20 protein-coding genes are annotated in these 17,830 nt (G+C 60.5%); 13 read left to right on the plus strand and 7 right to left on the minus strand.

The features are described 5' to 3' along the window. Window positions 1-221 precede the first annotated feature (221 nt). From KJY40_RS05960 to KJY40_RS05980, 5 genes are all read left to right on the plus strand, one after another. On the plus strand, window positions 222-1,616 hold the full coding sequence (locus KJY40_RS05960; RefSeq protein WP_007957320.1) for a PhoH family protein: 1,395 nt from the start codon (window positions 222-224) through the stop codon (window positions 1,614-1,616). Between the two features lie 101 nt (window positions 1,617-1,717). Beyond that, window positions 1,718-2,191 carry a cyclic pyranopterin monophosphate synthase MoaC gene (moaC, locus tag KJY40_RS05965; RefSeq protein ID WP_064382454.1) on the plus strand — a complete coding sequence of 158 codons (474 nt, stop codon included), beginning with the start codon at window positions 1,718-1,720 and terminating at the stop codon, window positions 2,189-2,191. After that, a complete protein-coding gene (locus tag KJY40_RS05970; protein ID WP_016985014.1) occupies window positions 2,188-2,430 on the plus strand; it encodes a MoaD/ThiS family protein in 243 nt (80 codons plus the stop codon). The genes moaC and KJY40_RS05970 overlap by 4 nt, the downstream gene beginning before the upstream one ends. A gap of 3 nt (window positions 2,431-2,433) precedes the next feature. Continuing rightward, window positions 2,434-2,886 carry a molybdopterin synthase catalytic subunit MoaE gene (gene moaE, locus KJY40_RS05975; protein ID WP_230735582.1) on the plus strand — a complete coding sequence of 151 codons (453 nt, stop codon included), beginning with the start codon at window positions 2,434-2,436 and terminating at the stop codon, window positions 2,884-2,886. Between the two features lie 182 nt (window positions 2,887-3,068). Then, entirely contained in the window at window positions 3,069-3,845 is a 777-nt protein-coding gene (locus tag KJY40_RS05980) for an ABC transporter substrate-binding protein (RefSeq protein WP_230735584.1), read from the plus strand. 40 nt (window positions 3,846-3,885) lie between these two features. On the opposite strand, the gene KJY40_RS05985 is transcribed toward KJY40_RS05980, so the two are convergent. The 5 genes from KJY40_RS05985 to KJY40_RS06005 form a co-directional block, all read right to left on the minus strand. After that, entirely contained in the window at window positions 3,886-4,527 is a 642-nt protein-coding gene (locus KJY40_RS05985; RefSeq protein ID WP_007957327.1) for a helix-turn-helix transcriptional regulator, read from the minus strand. A 93-nt stretch (window positions 4,528-4,620) separates the two neighbouring features. Further along, window positions 4,621-5,748 (minus strand): NAD(P)/FAD-dependent oxidoreductase, encoded by a 1,128-nt coding sequence (locus tag KJY40_RS05990; protein WP_230735586.1) that lies wholly within the window; start codon window positions 5,746-5,748, stop codon window positions 4,621-4,623. A 14-nt stretch (window positions 5,749-5,762) separates the two neighbouring features. Continuing rightward, window positions 5,763-6,707, minus strand: coding sequence for an ornithine cyclodeaminase family protein (locus KJY40_RS05995; RefSeq protein ID WP_230735588.1), 945 nt, complete (start codon window positions 6,705-6,707; stop codon window positions 5,763-5,765). A 124-nt stretch (window positions 6,708-6,831) separates the two neighbouring features. After that, a complete protein-coding gene (gene rhlB, locus KJY40_RS06000) occupies window positions 6,832-8,310 on the minus strand; it encodes an ATP-dependent RNA helicase RhlB (protein ID WP_230735590.1) in 1,479 nt (492 codons plus the stop codon). 96 nt (window positions 8,311-8,406) lie between these two features. Beyond that, complete coding sequence (locus tag KJY40_RS06005; RefSeq protein WP_085690612.1) at window positions 8,407-9,063, minus strand: alpha/beta hydrolase; 657 nt, start codon at window positions 9,061-9,063, stop codon at window positions 8,407-8,409. 467 nt (window positions 9,064-9,530) lie between these two features. Here KJY40_RS06005 and KJY40_RS06010 point away from each other — a divergent pair, with 467 nt between their 5' ends. From KJY40_RS06010 to KJY40_RS06025, 4 genes are all read left to right on the plus strand, one after another. Then, window positions 9,531-10,562: an amino acid ABC transporter substrate-binding protein gene (locus tag KJY40_RS06010; RefSeq protein ID WP_007957332.1), complete on the plus strand. Its 1,032-nt coding sequence runs from the start codon at window positions 9,531-9,533 to the stop codon at window positions 10,560-10,562. A 65-nt stretch (window positions 10,563-10,627) separates the two neighbouring features. Further along, on the plus strand, window positions 10,628-11,809 hold the full coding sequence (locus tag KJY40_RS06015; protein ID WP_085608150.1) for an amino acid ABC transporter permease: 1,182 nt from the start codon (window positions 10,628-10,630) through the stop codon (window positions 11,807-11,809). 10 nt (window positions 11,810-11,819) lie between these two features. Beyond that, window positions 11,820-12,917, plus strand: a complete 1,098-nt coding sequence (locus KJY40_RS06020; protein WP_064382444.1) for an amino acid ABC transporter permease — start codon at window positions 11,820-11,822, stop codon at window positions 12,915-12,917. 11 nt (window positions 12,918-12,928) lie between these two features. After that, a complete protein-coding gene (locus KJY40_RS06025; RefSeq protein WP_007957337.1) occupies window positions 12,929-13,693 on the plus strand; it encodes an amino acid ABC transporter ATP-binding protein in 765 nt (254 codons plus the stop codon). Window positions 13,694-13,745: 52 nt separating this feature from the next. Here KJY40_RS06025 and KJY40_RS06030 read toward each other — a convergent pair whose 3' ends face one another. Together KJY40_RS06030 and KJY40_RS06035 are read right to left on the minus strand one after the other, a co-directional pair. After that, window positions 13,746-14,231, minus strand: coding sequence for a type II TA system antitoxin MqsA family protein (locus tag KJY40_RS06030; protein ID WP_230735592.1), 486 nt, complete (start codon window positions 14,229-14,231; stop codon window positions 13,746-13,748). Next, window positions 14,228-14,539 carry a type II toxin-antitoxin system MqsR family toxin gene (locus tag KJY40_RS06035; RefSeq protein ID WP_230735594.1) on the minus strand — a complete coding sequence of 104 codons (312 nt, stop codon included), beginning with the start codon at window positions 14,537-14,539 and terminating at the stop codon, window positions 14,228-14,230. The genes KJY40_RS06030 and KJY40_RS06035 overlap by 4 nt, the downstream gene beginning before the upstream one ends. A 166-nt stretch (window positions 14,540-14,705) precedes the next feature. Here KJY40_RS06035 and KJY40_RS06040 point away from each other — a divergent pair, with 166 nt between their 5' ends. The 4 genes from KJY40_RS06040 to KJY40_RS06055 all read left to right on the plus strand — a co-directional run bounded on the left by KJY40_RS06040 (window position 14,706) and on the right by KJY40_RS06055 (window position 17,575). After that, entirely contained in the window at window positions 14,706-15,365 is a 660-nt protein-coding gene (locus KJY40_RS06040; protein WP_007957343.1) for a FadR/GntR family transcriptional regulator, read from the plus strand. Then, window positions 15,355-16,659: a CynX/NimT family MFS transporter gene (locus tag KJY40_RS06045; RefSeq protein WP_230735596.1), complete on the plus strand. Its 1,305-nt coding sequence runs from the start codon at window positions 15,355-15,357 to the stop codon at window positions 16,657-16,659. The genes KJY40_RS06040 and KJY40_RS06045 overlap by 11 nt, the downstream gene beginning before the upstream one ends. Before the next feature lie 100 nt (window positions 16,660-16,759). Then, window positions 16,760-17,233: a nuclear transport factor 2 family protein gene (locus tag KJY40_RS06050; protein WP_064593559.1), complete on the plus strand. Its 474-nt coding sequence runs from the start codon at window positions 16,760-16,762 to the stop codon at window positions 17,231-17,233. 39 nt (window positions 17,234-17,272) lie between these two features. After that, window positions 17,273-17,575 carry a GIY-YIG nuclease family protein gene (locus KJY40_RS06055; protein WP_230735598.1) on the plus strand — a complete coding sequence of 101 codons (303 nt, stop codon included), beginning with the start codon at window positions 17,273-17,275 and terminating at the stop codon, window positions 17,573-17,575. Window positions 17,576-17,830 lie beyond the last annotated feature (255 nt).

Below are 17,830 nucleotides of genomic sequence, written 5' to 3' on the forward strand. Positions count from 1 at the left end.
CTTCAAAAAAGCGTCAAAGTGCTTTTTTCTGTCACGGGTTTTGGAGTATTACGAAGTCAGACCGCCGAAACCTGCAACACAGGTGGCGTCTTCCAAGACCCATTTTGTGTGCGATTCACCTGCTATCCCGACAAAAGCTGTGCAGGTGGATTCGGCAGTCACTTCGAGGCGCAGCACCGCCGAGGTATTGCGTCGAATGGCTCCCACAAAGGTGACCGAGTATGGATGATCACGGACGTAGCCCTTCCTCCAACCAGCCAATCCTTTATGTACTCGATACCAACGTACTGATTCACGATCCGAACGCCCTGCTGAATTTCGAAGAACACCACGTCGCGATCCCGATGACCGTGCTTGAAGAGCTGGACAAGCTCAAGAGCGGGCATCACAGCGTGGCCGCCGAATGCCGTCAGGCGATCCGGCTGATCGACAAGACCCTGGGCGATGCCTCACCCGATGATGTCGAACAGGGCGTGCCGATCCAGCGCGGCAAGGGCGGCCCGAAGGGCCTGCTGTCGATTCTGATGAGCAAGCAGGCCGAATCGAACCTGATTCTGCCCGAGCATCTGAACGACAACAAAATCATCAACCAACTGATCGACCTGCACACCCGGGACCCGAAAAAACCGGTGGTGCTGGTCACCAAAGACATCAACATGCGCCTCAAGGCGCGTGCCTGCGGGATCGACGCCGAGGACTACAGCACCGACCAGTTGGTCGACGACGTGTCCCTGCTGCCCAACGGCTATCACAACATGACCGGCTCCTTCTGGGACCGCGTGAGCAAGGTCGAAACCCGTCAGGACCACGGCCGCACCTGGCATCAGGTACAGCTGATCGACAACCTGCCCGCCGTGCACATCAATGAGTTCATCATCGATGAGCAGGGCTTCGTCGGCTGGATCAAGGAGATCGAAGAGGACAAGCTGCTGATCCTCGACCTGCACCAGGAACCGCTGCTGCACCAGGAAGCCTGGGGCCTCAAGCCACGGGACATCTACCAGAGCCTGGCGCTGTACGCGCTGCTGGATCCGGATATTCACCTGGTCAACCTGTCCGGCGCCGCCGGTTCGGGTAAAACCATTCTGGCGCTGGCCGCGGCGATCGAGCAGACCATGGTCAGCAAGCGTTATCGCCGCATCATCGCCACCCGCAGCGTGCAGGGTCTGGACCAGGAAATCGGCTTCCTGCCCGGCACCGAGGCGGAAAAAATGGAGCCGTGGCTCGGCGCTATCACCGACAACCTCGAAGCCTTGCACATGGATGACGAAAACACCCATGGCAGCGTCGACTACATCCTCAGCAAAGTGCCGTTGCAGTTCAAATCGCTCAACTACATTCGCGGTCGCAGCTTCCAGCAGAGCCTGATCCTGATCGACGAATGCCAGAACCTCACGCCGCACCAGATGAAAACCATCATCACCCGGGCCGGCGCCGGTTCCAAAGTGGTGTGCCTGGGCAACCTGGCACAGATCGACACCCCTTACCTGTCCGCGACCAGCTCCGGGCTGACCTACCTGACCGAACGCTTCAAGGATTTCCCCAACGGTGTGCACATCACCCTGCAAGGGGTGCCTCGCTCGATCCTGGCCGAATACGCCGAATCGCATCTGTAACCGTCAAATCGAACCGGGCGACTGCAACGTCGCCCGGTTTTTTATGTGCGCAATTCTGACCCCCAGGTTTACAATCGACGCTCCTGATCAGGAGTAATCCCGTGCTGACTCATCTCGATTCCCAAGGTCGCGCCAACATGGTCGACGTCACCGAAAAAGCCGTGACGTTCCGTGAGGCGACGGCCCAAGCGCTGGTGCGCATGTTGCCCGACACCCTGCAGATGATCGTCAGCGGCGGCCATCCCAAGGGCGACGTGTTCGCCGTGGCGCGCATTGCCGGCATTCAGGCGGCGAAGAAAACCAGTGACCTGATTCCCCTGTGCCATCCGTTGATGCTGACCGGCGTCAAGGTCGAGCTCAGTGCCGAAGGCGATGACACGGTACGCATTGTGGCTCGCTGCAAACTGTCCGGGCAGACCGGCGTCGAGATGGAAGCACTGACCGCCGCCAGCGTTGCCGCCCTGACCATCTACGACATGTGCAAGGCCGTGGACCGAGGCATGACCATCGAAAGCGTGCGCCTGCTGGAGAAGGTTGGCGGCAAGAGCGGGCATTTCCAGGCGGAGCAGCCATGAACCTGACCGTGAAGTTTTTCGCCCGTTACCGCGAAGCGCTGGGCGTGGATTCGGTGAAGGTCGAGGGTGATTTCGCCACCGTCGATGACGTTCGCGCGTTGCTGGCGCAGCGTGACGGCGCCGAGGTGCTCAGCGAGCAGAACCTGATGTGCGCGCGCAACGAAGACCTCTGCCAGCTCGACGAGCCGGTGGTCGATGGCGACGAAGTGGCGTTTTTCCCCACTGTGACCGGAGGCTGAGCCATGGGCATTCGGGTGCAGTGCGAACCGTTCGATCCGGGCGCTGAAGTCAACGCGATGCACGCGGCCAATGTCGGCGTCGGCGCGGTGGTGAGTTTTGTCGGCTACGTGCGTGACTTCAACGATGGGCTGGATGTCGCCGGGATGTTTCTCGAACACTATCCGGGCATGACCGAAAAGGCCCTCGGCAAGATTGCTGTTGAGGCCGAGCAGCGTTGGCCGCTGTTGAAGCTGGAAGTGCTGCACCGCATCGGCGCGCTGGAACCGGGTGAGCCGATCGTGTTTGTCGCCGCCGCCAGTGCCCATCGCCAGGCAGCATTCGACGCCTGCGCCTTCGTCATGGATTACCTGAAAACCCGCGCGCCGTTCTGGAAGAAAGAGAACACCAGCGACGGCCCGCGCTGGGTCGAAGGCCGTGACAGCGATCATGCGGCGGCGGATCGCTGGAAAAAGTAATTCCTCTCCCCGATCAATCCCCCTCGACTCCCGACCATCGGCTGACGCCGATGGCGTTTGTCCAATTGACGGTTTGTACGTAAAAGTCCAGTATGGATTTACAAGTACAAAAAAGGTCTTTGCCCCGTTTCAGCTTTTTCTTCTGTCTTGCCAAACCAACAACAACCCGCGAGAGAACGAACATGAAGAAATTCCCCCTCATCACCGGTCTGGCACTGAGCCTGTTGGCGTGCAGCAGCGCGTTCGCCGCCGAGAAAACCCTGCGCATCGGTATCGAAGCAGCGTATCCGCCTTTCGCCTCGAAGACCGACAAGGGTGAAATCGTCGGTTTCGACTACGACATCGGCAATGCCCTGTGCGCGCAGATGCAGGTCAAGTGTGTGTGGGTCGAGGGCGAGTTCGACGGTCTGATTCCTTCCCTTAAAGTGAAGAAAATCGACATGGCGCTGTCGTCCATGACCATCAACGAAGACCGCAAGAAGTCGGTGGACTTCACCCGCAAGTACTATTTCACCTCGTCGCGGCTGGTAATGAAGGAAGGCGCCACGGTGGATGATCAGTACGCCAGCCTCAAGGGCAAGACCGTCGGCGTGCAGCGTGCGACCACCACCGACCGTTATGCCACCGAGGTGTTCGAGCCCAAGGGCATCAACGTCAAGCGTTACGGCAACAACGAAGAAATCTACATGGACCTGGCGGCCGGGCGTCTCGATGCGATCTTCGCCGACACCATCCCGCTGACCGACTTCCTGTCGATGCCGCGCGGCAAGGGTTACGCGTTTGTCGGGCCTGAGCTGAAGGATCCGAAATACGTGGGCGAGGGCGCCGGGATTGCGGTGCGCAAGGGCAACACCGAACTGGTCAGCCAGTTGAACACTGCCATCGACGGCATTCGCGCCAGTGGCGAATACCAGAAGATTTCCGAGAAGTACTTCAAGTCGGACATCTACGGCGACTGAGTTTCAAAATGTGCAGCCTGCCATCGCAGGCTGCACGCTTTCAGCCCTTCAATTCCTTCAAATGCTTGTACACCGTCGCCCGCCCCATGTTCAGCACATTGGCCACATAGTTCGAGGCGCTCTTGCCCTTGAACGCCCCTTCGGCGTGCAGCGCCAGCACCAGTTCGCGTTTGTGATCGCGGGTCAGCAGGTTCAGGCTCAGTTGCCGTTCCCGTAGCCAGGCGTGCAGGAAAGTGTTGATGCGCTCCTGCCAGTCATCGCGAAACAGCGAGTCCGGTTGCGGGATCAGTTTGCTCGGCGAGAGGAACAGGTCCAGCGCAGCCTTGGCATTCTCGAACAGCGAAATATTCAGGTTGATGCACAGCACCGCCAGCGGATGACCTTCGCTGTCGCGCAGCACGGTGCTCAGGCTGCGAATCTTCTGGCCGTCCCAATTGAGCTTTTCGTACGGGCCGATGTTCCGTTCGCTGACGTCGTCGCTGAGCATGTCTTCCAGCGACGATTCATCGCCGATCACCCGTTTCGACAGGTTGTTGGCGATGTAGTCGACCTTCTGCGTGCGCAGATCATGCAGCACCACTTCGGCATGGGGAAAGAACAGCGTGGCGATGGCGTCGGCGATGGCGTGGTAGTTGTCCAGCGCGGCGTCATGCAGCTCGGGCGTGTGTTCGGGGGCGGTCATAACTGTGGAGCTCCAGGCAACGTCAACGCCCCCGTGATCCGGGGGCGTTGCGAGTGTGCCGCAATCCGTCGGGCGCGTCATCCGGGTGGACGGTCAGGCCAGGCGGGCAGGGGCGAGCATGGCGGCGGTCAGGCCGAACTGCTTGAGGTGTTCCGGCAACGATTCACCGCGCACCAGCGCTGCGCTGGCCATGCCCATGGCGGGTGAGGTCTGGATGCCGTAGCCGCCCTGGGCCGCGACCCAGAACAGCCCCGGCACCTGCGGATCGAACCCGGACAGCAAATCACCGTCGGCGACGAAACTGCGCAGACCGGCCCAGGTGCGGGTCGGGCGGCGGATGGTCAGGGTCGTCGCTTCCTCGATCTGGTAGATGCCCATGGCGATGTCCAGTTCTTCCGGCTGCACGTCGTGGGGTTCGACCGGGTCGGCATTGGCCGGTGAGCCGAGGAACATACCGGCGTCGGGCTTCATGTAGAACGATTCGTCGAGGCTGACCAGCATCGGCCAGTGGTGAATATCCACGCCTTCAGGGCCAGCGAAAATGAACGCGGCGCGGCGTTTCGGTTGCAGACCCAGCGGCCGGGCGCCAGCCAGGGCACCGATCCTGTCGGCCCAGGCGCCTGCTGCGTTGATCACGACGGGCGCGCTGAAGGTCTGGCCGTTGGTCTGGACTTGCCAGATGCCGTCGGCGTCGCGGCTCAGTCCGAGCACTTCGCAATCGGTCTGCACCTGGCCGTTGTTGCGACGGATACCGCGCAGGTAACCCTGATGCAGGGCGTCGGTGTCGATGTCGCTGGCGGTCGGATCGTAGATCGCGCCATGGACTTTCTCCCGGCGCAGGATCGGCAGTCGGGCGCAGGCTTCATCCGCGCTGAGCAATTGCATCTCCGGCACCGTGGCCTTGGCGCTGAGGTATTGATTGTTCAGCTCGGCGGCGTCGCCGGTGAAATCCACGGTCATTTCGCCGCGTGGAGTCAGCAGCGGGTGCTCGCAGAAACCGCTGGGCGGATGGTCGAAGAATTCGCGGCTGGCCTGGGTCAGCGCCCGGACCTGCGCAGTGCCATAAGCAGCAGTGAACAGCGCAGCCGAGCGCCCGGTCGAGTGATAGGCCGGGTGCGACTCGCGCTCCAGCACCACAACCTTGCCGTGCTGCGACAGCCAGAAACCGGTGGAAGCGCCGGCAATCCCGCCGCCGATGATGATGAAATCTGCATGACTCATGAAAATCTCCGGTGTCAGCACTGCAATTGATAGACGGCGTTGGCCAGGGCGATGTCTTCCAGGCCCAGACCGATGGAGCGGAAAAACACGTGACGGTTGTAATCGGGGCGCTGCACTTTTTCGCTCAACAGATCCGCCAGGTCACCGATGATCGCGCTGGTGTCCCAGCCATGTCGTTCGCGGGCGATCAGCATCTCGCCGGCCGAGCCCGGGGTGGTCAGACGATAGTCGCAGAACACCTGCATGTCGTTGAGGCTTTGTGGCGGCACTTCGTGGGCGCGTGGTGCGTTGGTGCTGATCGAGGTGATCAGCGCCGGTTTGCTCAGGGTTGCCGGGTCGATCACGGGGCCGGCGGACGAGGTGCAGAGCATGATCACATCGGCTTCGGCGATGGCAGCTTCGCGGCTGTCGGCAATGTTCACGCGCGGGTCGAGGTTTTGCAGCAGGCTGGCGGTTGCCGGGTCTTCGCTCAAGGTGGGCGAGTACACACTGATGCTCTGCCAGTCGCGTAAGGTTTTGACGTAATGCAGGTGCGCCTGGGCGACCTTGCCGCTGCCGATGATTGCCAGATGCGCGGCCTTCAACGGGGCGAGGGCATCGACCGCGACGGCGGTGGTCGCAGCGGTTCGGGCGGTGGTCAGTTCGCCGGCATCGCAGAGCAGCAGCGGCTGGCCGGTCTGCATCGACATCAGCAGTGTCCACGCTGTTACCAGCGGGCCTTGTTCGCGAACGATATAAGGCGAGGTTTTAACCCCGTACACGCCGTCTTCGGCCAGCACGCCCAGATAGTTGATGAAGTCCCCGGCACCCTGCGGGAATTCCACCAGTTGCTGCGCCGGTTGCACCGCATGTCCGGCCGCCAGGTCGCGGAACAGCTTGCGCAGGATCTGCGGTACATCGATCCGGGCCAACAGCTCGCGGGCCTGGGTTTGGTCGATCACGTAAGGCGTAGTGGACATGTCGGACTCCGGAGATTGTTTCTAAACTAATTTGTCCATTATGGACTTTTAGTTTTGTTGAACAATATCCGGGCGAAAAAAAAGCGCAGTCCGTTGCCGGCTGCGCTTCTCTTTATGGCGTCGCTTACTGTGGACGCTTGCGCTCAACCGCCCGCAACAGATGGGTCGGCGGCGTTTCGCAACTGATCTTGCGACCGAGTTTTTCTTCGATGGACGGCAACTGATAGGAGTCGTCTTCACCGGCGAAGCTGATCGACACGCCGTCGGCGCCAGCACGACCGGTACGGCCGATGCGGTGCACGTAGTCGTCCGGGACTTCCGGCAGGGTGAAGTTGATCACGTGGCTGATGCCGTCGATGTGGATACCGCGACCGGCGACGTCGGTGGCGACCAGCACCCGGATCTTGCCTTCGCGGAAGCCTTCGAGCGTCTTGATCCGCTTGTGCTGCGGCACGTCGCCGGACAGCTGCGCGGCGTTGATGCCGTCACGCACCAGGCGTTCTTCGATGCGACGCACTTCGTCCTTGCGGTTGGCAAACACGATGACACGCTCCCAGCCGTTGTCGTTGACCAGGTTGAAGAGCAGTTTGTATTTGTCGGCCCCGGCCACCGCGTAGATGTGCTGTTCGACGTTTTCGTTGGCCACGTTGGTGACTTCGATTTCGACGATCGCAGGATCGGTGGTCCACTGCTTGGCGAGGTTCATCACGTCATCGGTGAAGGTCGCGGAGAACAGCAGGGTCTGGCGCTCGCTTTTCGGCGGGGTCTGGCGAATGATCTGACGAACCTGCGGGATGAAGCCCATGTCGAGCATGCGGTCGGCTTCGTCCAGCACCATCACTTCGACCATGTCCAGGTGCACGTCGCCGCGCTGGTTGAAGTCGAGCAGGCGGCCCGGGGTTGCGACGAGGATGTCGCAATGGCGCGCTTCGAGGTGCTTGAGCTGCTTGTCGAAGTCCATCCCGCCAACGAACGTCATGACGTTGAGGCCGGTGTACTTGGTCAGGTCGGCGGCGTCCTTGGCGATCTGCACCACCAGCTCGCGGGTCGGCGCGATGATCAGCGCCCGTGGCTCGCCCATGTAGCGTTCTTTCGGCGGCGGGGTCTGCAGCAGCTGGGTGATGATCGAGATCAGGAACGCGGCGGTCTTGCCGGTGCCGGTCTGGGCGCGGCCGATGGCGTCTTTGCCGGCGAGGGTATAACCCAGCACCTGGGCCTGGATCGGCGTGCAATACGGGAAACCCAGGTCGTGGATGGCGTGCATCAGTTCCGGGGCGAGCTTGAAATCGTGGAAGCGGGTCTTGCCTTCCTGCGGCTCGACGACAAAGTCTTCGAGTTTCCAGGGAATCACCGGCGCCTTGGGCTTGGGTTCGCGACGTGGTCTGGCCGGTTTCGGTGCTTCGCTGCGGGCCGGCTCGGTGGCGGGCGCGGCAGCTGGAGCGGGTTTCGGTTCGCGTTTGGGCGTGGTAACGGGCGTCTGGCGGTCGGCCTGGCTGGCATCGCTGCGATGACCGGGGGCGTGCGACGGCGCAGTGGGGACTGGCGCGAGCTGCTCAGCCTCGCTTTTACCGAACATTTTCTTGAGTGCTTTGAGCACGGTCATCTCATCAATTGGTTAAGGAATGTACGCCGGCCAGTGTAATGCAAGAAACGGGCGCGGCGTAGTGGGATGATCAAAGGGCGACCCCTGTCGCAATTGTCAGCGCAGGCGTTCGCTCAACCATGTGCCGATGTCGCGAATTTCTTCGGGTAACACTTCGTGCTCCATTGGGTATTCCTGCCATGTCACGGTGACACCATGGGCCTTGAGATACTCATAAGCCGTGCGTCCCATCGAGTTCTGCACCACGTTGTCGAACTGGCCGTGCAGCGACAGCACCGGAATCCGCTGCTGGCTGGCGGACAACTCCAGTTCATCGCTGAACGTCGGCGCGTATGTCGATAATGCCAGCACCCCGCCCAACGGCCCCTGCCATTTCAGAAATGCGGTGTGATAGACCACGGCGCCGCCCTGGGAAAAACCGGCGAGGAAAATTCGCGAGGCGTCTATTCCGCTGCTTCGCTGTTCTTCGATCAATTCGATGATGCGGTCGGCGGAGGCTTCCAGCTCGTCGCGGTCGATCGCCCGTGCCGGGCTCATGGCTTTGATGTCGTACCAGCTCGGCATGGCATATCCGCCATTTATCGTCACCGGACGGGTCGGTGCCTGGGGCAGGACGAAACGCGTGCTCAGCAGGCTTTCCTGAAGCGCTTCGGCCACCGGCAGAAAGTCGTAGCGGTCGGCGCCGAGGCCGTGCAGCCAGATCACGCAGGCGTCTGCGGGCTTAACAGGCTGAAGAATCAAGGGCTCGGTCATGGCTGCTCCAATTGTGTGCGGGCGCTCTCATTGAGTGCGTGATTTGCGTGCGCGCCCGGTTGATCCGTTAAGAAGATGTCGCAAGGGTGCAAGTTTTGCTATTGACCTGTCACTCAATCGCTTCAGCTGCCGGTGTGGTACGGGCTTTGCTATGAGGTAGTCGTGCAATCGATCTCGCGCCTGGCGGTAACACTATCAGTGAACGCCTGGCGACGGGATAGCAAAGAATCCGGTGATGGATGTTCGCCAATGGCCGCAACGGGCTTAGCGAACGTGAAAGGGCTACCGCCCGTTCGGCCGACTGGTGAGAAGTGAGTTGTCCATGATGTGGATTTTCTCCTACTAGACTCATAGCGAAGGTCCTGCGTCGGTTGACCCCCAAAAAAGCCAACACGGGTCAACAACGCCTCAAAAGGGTGCGACTGGACTCAAGCTCCGACACAACAAGAGCAAAACTGGAGGTTTGAATGAAGATGTTGAAATCCACTCTGGCGATCGTGACTGCTGCTGCAGTACTGGGTGTCAGCGGGTTCGCTCAGGCGGGTGCAACCCTGGATGCAGTGAAGAAGAAAGGATTCGTGCAGTGCGGCGTCAGCGATGGCTTGCCGGGCTTCTCGGTTCCGGATTCCACCGGCAAGATCGTGGGTATCGATGCTGACGTCTGCCGCGCCGTGGCCGCTGCCGTGTTCGGCGATGCGACCAAGGTCAAGTTCAGTCAGTTGAACGCCAAGGAGCGCTTCACCGCTCTGCAGTCCGGCGAGATCGACATTCTGTCGCGCAACACCACCATGACCAGTTCCCGTGACGCGGGCATGGGTCTGAAATTCCCGGGCTTCATTACCTATTACGACGGCATCGGCTTCCTGGTAAACAACAAGCTGGGCGTGAAGAGTGCCAAAGAGCTGGACGGCGCAACCATCTGCATCCAGGCCGGTACCACCACCGAGCTGAACGTTTCCGACTACTTCCGCGGCAACGGTCTGAAATACACCCCGATCACTTTCGACACCTCCGATGAAAGCGCCAAGTCGCTGGAATCCGGTCGTTGCGACGTGCTGACCTCCGACAAGTCCCAGCTGTTCGCCCAGCGCAGCAAGCTGGCTTCGCCGAAGGATTATGTAGTTCTGCCGGAAACCATTTCCAAGGAACCACTGGGCCCGGTCGTGCGTAACGGCGACGACGAGTGGCTGGCCATCGTGCGTTGGGTTGGCTACGCGCTGCTGAACACCGAAGAAGCAGGCATCTCTTCGAAGAACGTCGAAGCGGAAGCCAAAGCGACCAAGAACCCGGATGTCGCTCGTATGCTCGGTGCAGACGGCGAATACGGCAAAGACCTGAAACTGCCGAAGGACTGGGTCGTACAGATCGTCAAGCAAGTCGGCAACTACGGCGAAATCTTCGAGAAAAACCTCGGCAAGAGCACTCCGCTGGAAATCGACCGCGGCCTGAACGCGCTGTGGAACAACGGCGGCATTCAATACGCACCACCAGTGCGCTGATGGTTCTGTCACCCGGCAGGCCAACTGCCGGGTGACGTTCTGTTCCATTATTTCCGGGGCACTTCATGCAAAATTCAATCGGCGCACCAAAGCAGAGGCTCAGCCTCAGCGATCCACGAGTGCGTGCGTGGGTATTTCAGATCATCACCATCGTGGCGGTGGTCTCCCTGGGCTGGTATCTGTTCGATAACACCCAGACCAACCTGCAACACCGGGGTATCACTTCGGGGTTCGACTTTCTGGAGCGCAGTGCCGGGTTCGGCATCGCTCAACACCTGATCTCCTACACCGAAGCGGACAGCTATGCCCGGGTGTTTGTCATCGGCCTGCTCAACACGCTGCTGGTGACTTTCATCGGTGTGATCCTGGCCACGATCCTCGGCTTCATCGTCGGCGTGGCGCGCCTGTCGAAGAACTGGATCATTGCCAAACTGGCAACGGTGTACGTGGAGGTGTTCCGCAACATCCCGCCACTGCTGCAGATCCTGTTCTGGTACTTCGCGGTGTTCCTGACCATGCCGGGGCCGCGCAACAGCCACAACTTCGGCGATACCTTCTTCGTCAGCAGCCGTGGCCTGAACATGCCGGCCGCGCAAATGGCCGACGGTTTCTGGGCGTTCGTGGTCAGCATCGTGGTGGCCATTGTCGCCATCGTGCTGATGAGCCGCTGGGCCAACAAGCGCTTTGAGGCAACCGGCGAGCCGTTCCACAAGTTCTGGGCCGGCCTGGCGCTGTTTCTGGTGATCCCGGCGGTGTGCGCGCTGATCTTCGGTGCACCTGTGCACTGGGAAATGCCGAAGCTGCAAGGCTTCAACTTCGTCGGTGGCTGGGTGCTGATTCCGGAACTGCTGGCCTTGACGCTGGCGCTGACGGTGTACACCGCCGCGTTCATCGCCGAGATCGTGCGTTCGGGCATCAAGTCGGTCAGCCACGGCCAGACCGAGGCGGCGCATTCGCTCGGGCTGCGCAACGGCCCGACCCTGCGCAAGGTGATCATTCCGCAAGCGCTGCGGGTCATCATCCCGCCGCTGACCAGCCAATACCTGAACCTGGCGAAGAACTCCTCGCTGGCGGCCGGTATCGGTTATCCGGAGATGGTTTCGCTGTTCGCCGGCACCGTGCTGAACCAGACCGGTCAGGCGATCGAAGTCATTGCCATCACCATGAGCGTGTACCTGGCGATCAGTATCAGCATTTCCCTGCTGATGAACTGGTACAACAAGCGCATCGCGCTGATCGAGCGGTAAGGAATAGCGCATGAGTACTCATACTTTCAAACCCGACATGCCACCGCCGGCCAAGGTCTTCGGCCCGATGGCGTGGATCCGCGCGAACATGTTCTCCAGCTGGCTCAACACCCTGCTGACCCTGTTTGCGTTCTACCTGATCTACCTGGTGGTACCGCCGATCCTCAGCTGGGCGATCCTCGATGCCAACTGGGTCGGCACCACCCGCGCCGACTGCACCAAGGACGGCGCCTGCTGGGTCTTCATCCAGCAGCGTTTCGGCCAGTTCATGTACGGCTACTACCCGCCGGAACTGCGCTGGCGCGTCGACCTGACCGTGTGGCTGGCGGTCATCGGCGTGGCGCCGCTGTTCATCAAGCGCGTGGCGCACAAGGCGGTGTACGGCCTGAGCTTCCTGGTGGTTTACCCGATCGTTGCCTGGTGCCTGCTGCATGGTGGCGTCTTCGGCCTCGACACCGTGGCGACCAGCCAGTGGGGCGGTCTGATGCTGACCCTGGTGATCGCCACTGTCGGCATCGCCGGTGCGTTGCCGCTGGGGATTGTCCTGGCGCTGGGCCGACGCTCGAACATGCCGGCGATCCGTGTGGTCTGCGTGACCTTCATCGAGTTCTGGCGCGGCGTGCCGTTGATCACGGTGCTGTTCATGTCCTCGGTGATGCTGCCGCTGTTCCTGCCCGAAGGCATGAACTTCGACAAGCTGCTGCGGGCGCTGATCGGCGTGATCCTGTTCCAGTCGGCGTACGTCGCCGAAGTGGTGCGCGGCGGTCTGCAAGCGATCCCCAAAGGTCAGTACGAAGCCGCGGCCGCGATGGGCCTCGGTTACTGGCGCGCCATGGGCCTGGTGATTCTGCCGCAAGCCCTGAAGCTGGTGATTCCCGGCATCGTCAACACTTTCATCGCGCTGTTCAAGGACACCAGCCTGGTGATCATCATCGGCCTCTTTGACCTGCTCAACAGCGTCAAGCAAGCCGCTGCCGATCCGAAATGGCTGGGCATGGCCACCGAAGGCTACGTGTTCGCCGCCCTGGTGTTCTGGATTTTCTGTTTTGGTATGTCGCGCTATTCCATGCATCTGGAACGCAAGCTCGACACTGGCCACAAGCGTTAGGAGTTTTTTCGATGAGCGAAGCAATCAAAAAGCCAGTGGGCCCTGAAGGCATCATTCAGATGCAGGGCGTGAACAAGTGGTACGGCCAGTTCCACGTGCTGAAAGATATCAACCTCAACGTGCGTCAGGGCGAACGTATCGTGCTGTGCGGCCCGTCGGGTTCCGGCAAGTCCACGACCATCCGCTGCCTCAACCGTCTGGAAGAGCACCAGCAGGGCCGCATCGTGGTCGATGGCGTGGAGCTGACCAACGACCTCAAGCAGATCGAAGCGATCCGCCGTGAAGTCGGCATGGTGTTCCAGCACTTCAACCTGTTCCCGCACCTGACCATCCTGCAGAACTGCACCCTGGCGCCGATGTGGGTACGCAAGATGCCCAAGCGCAAGGCCGAGGAAATCGCCATGCATTACTTGGAACGCGTACGCATTCCGGAGCAGGCGCACAAGTACCCGGGGCAGCTGTCCGGCGGTCAGCAACAGCGTGTGGCGATCGCCCGCGCGCTGTGCATGAAACCGAAAATCATGCTGTTCGACGAACCGACTTCGGCACTCGACCCGGAGATGGTGAAAGAAGTACTCGACACCATGATCGGCCTGGCCGAAGACGGCATGACCATGCTCTGCGTAACCCACGAGATGGGCTTCGCCCGCACCGTGGCCAACCGCGTGATCTTCATGGACAAGGGCGAAATCGTTGAACAGGCGGCACCGAACGACTTCTTCGACAATCCGCAGAATGATCGGACGAAGCTGTTCCTGAGTCAGATTCTGCATTGATATCAGATGGGTAAAACAAACCCGGCCTTGTGCCGGGTTTGTTTTTTGTGGGTCAGGAGGTGGTGAGAGCTTCTTGTTCTTTGTGCTCGGTGAACTTGAAAGCCCCTCTCAAATCAGCCCCTTCGGCCAGGTTTCTCGCATCGGCAAGCAAGTGTGGATAACGATCCAGCAGACGCATGAGTAGCATCAATGCTTTAGGCGGAAGTACCTCGCCGCGTTCGTATCGTGAAAATGCGTTGTGCCCGCCTCCTGAAAGCAATTGCACCGTTTCCTTTTGCGTCAGATGCAGTTTGCGGCGGATCCTTTTCATTTCGTTACCTATCATTTTTCTACAGGCGAGAACGAGTTCATCGCATGCATCCGAATAGCGCTGCCCGCACTCATCATCCAATTCGACCTCGCCGCACTTCTGGCACTCCCAGCCCGACATGTCGTCGATGCGACGCTCCATTCCCTTGGCGCTCAAGGTTTCGCCGCGACCTTTGAAATGCACCATGCCTTCCGGGGCGCCGCAACTGAAACACTGCTGCGTGTTCATGAATTGTTCTCCTTGAAGGAGATCACGGGTGGGCGCCTGTCGTAGTGATAGGACACCTTGATGTAAATCTCCAAACCATGTGATTGGATGTGATAGACGTCTTGCCAAATACGATGGTCGTCATAAGTCGTCATCGACTTGTACAGCATGCCGCGCTGCAGTTTGAGAACGATTTCCTGCATTTCTGCGAGACTCAGTTCGAGTGCAGTCCCCGTCTTTCTCGCCGTGTGCGTGAATGCTTTCCAACCGAGTCGCCTGACATCCGCCTTGATCACCACCAAGTCGTAATGGGGTGTGTTCTTTTCCATAAGAAACCAAAACCCTGTCCCTGAAATTACCCTTAAAGGGTAATTTTGACCAATCGAAAATCCCGCTCCATTTACCTCCCAATCAACCTAGGTGGTTGCCGTCCTACACGGAGCTGACTAACATGTCAGAAAATTCATCCCATGATTGGATGAAAGGGCGAATTCTATGTCAGACATTTCTCCACTTATTAAGCGATCCCTGGTCGATCAGGCCCTGGATCAATTGCGTCAGCGCATCACCGACGGCACGTGGCAGGTCGGTCAGCGTTTGCCGACCGAGCCCGAGCTGTGCGCCGAACTCGGCATCAGCCGCAACACCGTGCGCGAGGCGATGCGGGTGCTGGCGTTTTCCGGGTTGATCGAGATCCGTCAGGGTGACGGCAGTTACTTGCGGGCGGTGGTCGATCCGATGGACACGCTCAAGGCGCTGTCCAAGTGCTCGCTGGATCAGGCCCGGGAAACCCGGCACATCCTTGAAGTCGAGGCCATCGGCCTGGCGGCCTTGCGCCGGACCGATGAAGATCTCGTCGCGTTGCGCGAGGCGCTGGGTGTCGCCGGCAGCCACTATCACGGCGACCTCGACAGTTACATCCGTTGCGATCTGGTGTTCCACCGCCGTCTGGTGGACGCCGCGCACAACCCGACCCTCAGCGAGCTGTATCGCTATTTTTCCAGCATCGTCGGCGCGCAATTGCGCCAGACCCTGAACATCGTCCCCCGTCGACAGGAAGTCTTCGATTTGCACGTCGCCTTGCTTGAGGCCGTCGAGCAGCGCGATCCGGAGCGGGCCAAAGCCCTGTCGAGGCAGTTGATCAATGAACCTTGAAACCGAGAAAACCATGTCCCGCCCAGAAGCCTCCACAGCACTCGTGCGCAAGGCCGAGCTCGAAGAGTTGTTGATCGACGCCGAAGCCGATGACGAGCAGGTGCAGCAAAGCCATCCGCTGGTGCGGCGCCCGTGGCTGTTGCTGCTGGGGTTGATTCTGGTGGCGTTGAACCTGCGCCCGGCGCTGTCGAGCATGGCGCCGCTGCTCAGTGACGTGTCGAAAAGCCTTGGTTTGTCAGCTGCTCAGGCGGGATTGCTGACGACGTTGCCAGTCCTTTGCCTCGGTCTGTTTGCTCCACTGGCACCAGTGCTCGCGCGGCGTTTCGGTGCCGAGCGGGTGGTGCTGGGGATTCTTCTGACACTGGCCGGCGGCATTATCCTGCGCAGTAACTTCGGTGAAATCGGTCTGTTCGCCGGCAGCGTGCTGGGCGGCGCGAGCATCGGCATCATCGGCGTGTTGCTGCCGGGCATCGTCAAGCGCGACTTCGCCAAACATGCCGGCACCATGACCGGCGTCTACACCATGGCCCTGTGCCTGGGCGCGGCGATGGCGGCGGGCTCCAGCGTGCCGCTGAGCGAGCACTTCGACCACAGCTGGGCCATGGGCCTGGGTTTCTGGGTGATTCCGGCGCTGGTGGCGGCAGTGTTCTGGCTGCCGCAAATCGGCCAGAAGCACGGCGCGCACAATGTCGCGTATCGAGTGCGTGGTCTGTTGCGTGATCCGCTGGCCTGGCAGGTGACCTTGTACATGGGCCTGCAATCGTCGCTGGCCTACATCGTGTTCGGCTGGTTGCCGTCGATCCTTATCGGTCGCGGGCTGACGCCGACCCAGGCCGGGCTGGTGCTGTCCGGTTCGGTGATCATCCAACTCGCCAGCTCTCTGGCGGCGCCGTGGCTGGCCACGCGCGGCAAGGATCAGCGGCTGGCGATCGTGGTGGTGATGGCGCTGACCCTCGGCGGCCTGTTCGGTTGTCTGTACGCGCCGATCGACGGCCTGTGGGGCTGGGCGATCCTGCTGGGCCTGGGGCAGGGCGGTACGTTCAGCCTGGCGCTGACCCTGATCGTGCTTCGCTCGCGGGATTCCCACGTGGCGGCGAACCTGTCGAGCATGTCCCAGGGCTTCGGCTACACCCTCGCGTCCATGGGGCCGTTCGCGGTTGGCGTGGTGCACGACTGGACCGGCGGCTGGAACGCCGTGGGCTGGATCTTCGGCATCATCGGTGCCGGGGCAATCCTTGCCGGCCTCGGTGCCGGACGTGCGCTGTACGTGCAGGTGGTCAGCGAAAAGGTCTGATGTGCACACACTGTCGGTATTCGGAATGCGAATGCCGATAGTGTTTCGGGCATTTGCGGATTATCGTGCTGGCAATCTGTACCTTTCCTGGAGATTGCCCATGAGTGAAGAAGCCCACAGCGCCCTGATCACCCGTTTCTACCAGGCTTTCCAGCGCCTCGACGCCGAGGCCATGGCCGCCTGCTACACCGATGACGTGGTGTTCAGCGATCCTGCATTCGGCGAGCTGCGCGGCCGCGATGCCGGCGACATGTGGCGCATGCTCACCACGCGCGCCAAGGACTTCTCCCTGACCTTCGACAATGTCCGCGCCGACGAGCGCAGCGGCGGCGCCCACTGGGTGGCGACCTACCTGTTCAGCCAGACCGGCAATGTCGTGATCAACGACATCCAGGCGCGCTTCGTTTTCCGTGACGGCAAGATCTGTGAACACCACGACCACTTCGACCTGTGGCGCTGGTCGCGCCAGGCACTGGGTTTCAAAGGTCTGCTACTGGGCTGGACGCCACTGGTGCGCAACGCCGTCCGCGCCCAGGCGCTGAAAGGGCTGAAGGCATTTCAGGCGAGTCGCTGATAAGATCGCGACCTGTTTTCCTTACGCCTGAATTGTCCCGTGACCAGCCTCAGCGAAAATCCTCCCGATGCCGACGTTCCAGTGAGCAAGTCCTGGTTCGTCTACCTCGTACGCGCCGCCAACGGTTCGCTTTACTGCGGGATCAGCGATGATCCCGTGCGCCGTTTCGCCAAGCACCAGAGCGGCAAAGGCGCACGGTTCTTTCTCTCAAGCCCGGCGATGGCGCTGGTCTACACCGAGCGTTGTCGCGACAAAAGTGATGCGTTGCGTCAGGAGCGGTTGATCAAGAAGCTCAGGAAGAGTGCGAAGGAGTGTCTGGTGGCGTCTTATCGGCCTGATTGATCAGGTGCGAACGTTAGAAATGTCTGTACGTCGAAGCTGCGCGTTCTGACAAATGACAGACGAAAAAAAACCGCCTTTGCGGGGCGGTTTTTTCGGCAAGCATCGGTTTGCGGCCGAGCTTGGTGCATCTCACTGAATACACTGGCGTGGCTGAAGATTATTCGCCTTTGTGCCACCGAGCAAGCTTTGAAACATCGCTTTCGAAAAAAGCTGTTCTGGATCCATTTGTTTAAACGGCGCTGCAAAAACCTGATT

This window comes from Pseudomonas fitomaticsae, assembly GCF_021018765.1.
GTDB lineage: Bacteria > Pseudomonadota > Gammaproteobacteria > Pseudomonadales > Pseudomonadaceae > Aquipseudomonas > Aquipseudomonas fitomaticsae.

Coding starts and splice junctions, on each gene's coding strand:
- KJY40_RS05960 (WP_007957320.1), top strand. CDS start 222: ATGGATGATCACGGACGTAGCCCTTCCTCCAACCAGCCAATCCTTTAT.
- KJY40_RS05970 (WP_016985014.1), top strand. CDS start 2,188: ATGAACCTGACCGTGAAGTTTTTCGCCCGTTACCGCGAAGCGCTGGGC.
- moaE (WP_230735582.1), top strand. CDS start 2,434: ATGGGCATTCGGGTGCAGTGCGAACCGTTCGATCCGGGCGCTGAAGTC.
- KJY40_RS05980 (WP_230735584.1), top strand. CDS start 3,069: ATGAAGAAATTCCCCCTCATCACCGGTCTGGCACTGAGCCTGTTGGCG.
- KJY40_RS05985 (WP_007957327.1), bottom strand. CDS start 4,527: ATGACCGCCCCCGAACACACGCCCGAGCTGCATGACGCCGCGCTGGAC.
- KJY40_RS05990 (WP_230735586.1), bottom strand. CDS start 5,748: ATGAGTCATGCAGATTTCATCATCATCGGCGGCGGGATTGCCGGCGCT.
- KJY40_RS05995 (WP_230735588.1), bottom strand. CDS start 6,707: ATGTCCACTACGCCTTACGTGATCGACCAAACCCAGGCCCGCGAGCTG.
- rhlB (WP_230735590.1), bottom strand. CDS start 8,310: ATGACCGTGCTCAAAGCACTCAAGAAAATGTTCGGTAAAAGCGAGGCT.
- KJY40_RS06005 (WP_085690612.1), bottom strand. CDS start 9,063: ATGACCGAGCCCTTGATTCTTCAGCCTGTTAAGCCCGCAGACGCCTGC.
- KJY40_RS06010 (WP_007957332.1), top strand. CDS start 9,531: ATGAAGATGTTGAAATCCACTCTGGCGATCGTGACTGCTGCTGCAGTA.
- KJY40_RS06015 (WP_085608150.1), top strand. CDS start 10,628: ATGCAAAATTCAATCGGCGCACCAAAGCAGAGGCTCAGCCTCAGCGAT.
- KJY40_RS06020 (WP_064382444.1), top strand. CDS start 11,820: ATGAGTACTCATACTTTCAAACCCGACATGCCACCGCCGGCCAAGGTC.
- KJY40_RS06025 (WP_007957337.1), top strand. CDS start 12,929: ATGAGCGAAGCAATCAAAAAGCCAGTGGGCCCTGAAGGCATCATTCAG.
- KJY40_RS06030 (WP_230735592.1), bottom strand. CDS start 14,231: ATGAACACGCAGCAGTGTTTCAGTTGCGGCGCCCCGGAAGGCATGGTG.
- KJY40_RS06035 (WP_230735594.1), bottom strand. CDS start 14,539: ATGGAAAAGAACACACCCCATTACGACTTGGTGGTGATCAAGGCGGAT.
- KJY40_RS06040 (WP_007957343.1), top strand. CDS start 14,706: ATGTCAGACATTTCTCCACTTATTAAGCGATCCCTGGTCGATCAGGCC.
- KJY40_RS06045 (WP_230735596.1), top strand. CDS start 15,355: ATGAACCTTGAAACCGAGAAAACCATGTCCCGCCCAGAAGCCTCCACA.
- KJY40_RS06050 (WP_064593559.1), top strand. CDS start 16,760: ATGAGTGAAGAAGCCCACAGCGCCCTGATCACCCGTTTCTACCAGGCT.